Annotated in this window: 3 protein-coding genes; all 3 read right to left on the reverse strand. The window is 37.5% G+C overall.

Features of this window, described 5'->3' with window-relative positions:
• Positions 1 to 251 (reverse strand): class Ib ribonucleoside-diphosphate reductase assembly flavoprotein NrdI (locus GMD6S_RS09410; protein WP_000724243.1); only part of this gene is annotated, 251 nt, incomplete at its 3' end.
• A gap of 76 nt (positions 252 to 327) precedes the next feature.
• Entirely contained in the window at positions 328 to 861 is a 534-nt protein-coding gene (locus GMD6S_RS09415) for an ABC transporter permease (RefSeq protein ID WP_000740038.1), read from the reverse strand.
• Positions 862 to 919: 58 nt separating this feature from the next.
• On the reverse strand, positions 920 to 1,054 hold a 135-nt coding region (locus GMD6S_RS12390; protein ID WP_008294506.1), incomplete at its 5' end, for a helix-turn-helix domain-containing protein.

Raw genomic sequence — 1,054 nt, forward strand, 5'->3', positions numbered from 1 at the left:
CCCACTGGAGTCGTTAGAATCTCAACATCGCCGTTATCGACACCATTTCCACCTTCCAGATAGGTCGGCAAGAAAGCGACATAGGGATGTTCCATTTCAAAGAATTCTTGGCCTTCCTTGACCAAATCCTTGATATGGATTTTTTGGACCTCAATTCCCTCATACTGAGACAAGAGATAGTCCTTGAGTCGGGTTACAAAACTCTCTGTATTCCCACTCAGACTGATATACACTAGGGATATTTTTTTCATGTTGACCTCGATTTTTTGTTTACGATTTAAAAAGAACTAACAAGATTGTAACTTGATAGTTCTTTTTTGTCAATACTTAGGCAACTTCTTCTGCTTCGACTTCTTCGGCCAAATCTTTTTGTTGGCGCCACATCTTGTAAAAGACTAAGGCTAAAAAGAGAACATTGATAATGATGAACAAAATATTCGTTCCTTGTGCAAATGCTCCCATTCCTAGGCCGAGGGTAGAATCTTTGATTAATTGAACCGCATCTTGAACATTCATATAGCTATAAACCAAACCAACAATCGCTAGTAGAACATAGCCAATATAAGCATAGTTTGCGAATTGCACATTTTTACGTACTAGAAATACAAAGGCTACTACAACTAGAATTGCAGATAAAACAATCAACAACGTATTAAAAATAGAGTGCGATGACGCTGTTACTTGGTAAGTATAGTTGACTGTGTCTTCTAATTGCTGAGCAGTAAGCGTCCCGCTATTCGCCAGGCTAGCACGAAGCACATCTTTACTTGGCAATGGACTCAAGATTCCAAATAATGACATAGATGAAATGAGGGCTGATAAGACTAACAAAACCCAAAGATAAATAGGATTCTTTTTCATGTTTTCCTCCAAAAGATATTTTGAACATTATAGCATTTTTTGTACAGGAATACAACTTTTACAAGCTAGTTTCAACTTGTTTCCGATAAGCTTTCGGTGATTTTCCGCACAATTTACGGAAAACCTTATAGAAATATCCAACATTACTATAGCCAACTGCATAGCAAATATCTTCGATGCTATCACTGGTCGA

Source organism: Streptococcus sp. GMD6S, assembly GCF_000297015.1.

What these genes read in the sequence shown, in the direction of transcription:
- GMD6S_RS09415 (WP_000740038.1), bottom strand. Translation starts at nt 861, where the DNA reads ATGAAAAAGAATCCTATTTATCTTTGGGTTTTGTTAGTCTTATCAGCC.